This is a genomic window from Streptomyces sp. NPDC030183 (genome assembly GCF_055573455.1).
In genome coordinates this window covers 1-1379 of sequence record NZ_JBVIBK010000075.1, presented here as the reverse complement: position 1 = coordinate 1379, position 1379 = coordinate 1, and the positions used below count along the sequence as shown (strand labels likewise).

The following is a 1379-nucleotide window of genomic DNA, read 5'->3' as shown; positions in this document are numbered from 1 at the left end:
GTTCGGCGGCGTCCTACTCTCCCACAGGGTCCCCCCTGCAGTACCATCGGCGCTGTAAGGCTTAGCTTCCGGGTTCGGAATGTAACCGGGCGTTTCCCTCACGCTATGACCACCGAAACACTATGAAACAATCAACCGCACCACGCTCTGTGACAAACGCGGGGTTGTTCGTGGTTTCAGAACCAACACAGTGGACGCGAGCAACTGAGGACAAGCCCTCGGCCTATTAGTACCGGTCACCTCCACACGTTACCGTGCTTCCAGATCCGGCCTATCAACCCAGTCGTCTACTGGGAGCCTTACCCTCTTATAGAGGTGGGAGTCCTCATCTCGAAGCAGGCTTCCCGCTTAGATGCTTTCAGCGGTTATCCCTCCCGAACGTAGCCAACCAGCCATGCCCTTGGCAGAACAACTGGCACACCAGAGGTTCGTCCGTCCCGGTCCTCTCGTACTAGGGACAGCCCTTCTCAAGACTCCTACGCGCACAGCGGATAGGGACCGAACTGTCTCACGACGTTCTAAACCCAGCTCGCGTACCGCTTTAATGGGCGAACAGCCCAACCCTTGGGACCGACTCCAGCCCCAGGATGCGACGAGCCGACATCGAGGTGCCAAACCATCCCGTCGATATGGACTCTTGGGGAAGATCAGCCTGTTATCCCCGGGGTACCTTTTATCCGTTGAGCGACGGCGCTTCCACAAGCCACCGCCGGATCACTAGTCCCGACTTTCGTCCCTGCTCGACCCGTCGGTCTCACAGTCAAGCTCCCTTGTGCACTTACACTCACCACCTGATTGCCAACCAGGCTGAGGGAACCTTTGGGCGCCTCCGTTACCCTTTAGGAGGCAACCGCCCCAGTTAAACTACCCATCAGACACTGTCCCCGATCCGGATCACGGACCCGGGTTAGACATCCAGCACGACCAGACTGGTATTTCAACGACGACTCCACCCATACTGGCGTATGGACTTCACAGTCTCCCAGCTATCCTACACAAGCCGAACCGAACACCAATATCAAACTGTAGTAAAGGTCCCGGGGTCTTTCCGTCCTGCTGCGCGAAACGAGCATCTTTACTCGTAGTGCAATTTCACCGGGCCTATGGTTGAGACAGTCGAGAAGTCGTTACGCCATTCGTGCAGGTCGGAACTTACCCGACAAGGAATTTCGCTACCTTAGGATGGTTATAGTTACCACCGCCGTTTACTGGCGCTTAAGTTCTCAGCTTCGCCCACCCGAAAGTGAGCTAACCGGTCCCCTTAACGTTCCAGCACCGGGCAGGCGTCAGTCCGTATACATCGCCTTACGGCTTCGCACGGACCTGTGTTTTTAGTAAACAGTCGCTTCTCGCTGGTCTCTGCGGCCACCCCCAGCTCA

Annotated in this window: 2 rRNA genes; both read right to left on the bottom strand. The window is 56.7% G+C overall.

Going from position 1 to position 1379, the window contains the following annotated elements:
* Positions 1-117, bottom strand: a 5S ribosomal RNA gene (rrf, locus tag ACZ4Z2_RS37320).
* Between the two features lie 89 nt (positions 118-206).
* Positions 207-1379 (bottom strand): 23S ribosomal RNA (locus tag ACZ4Z2_RS37315); the annotation flags it as partial.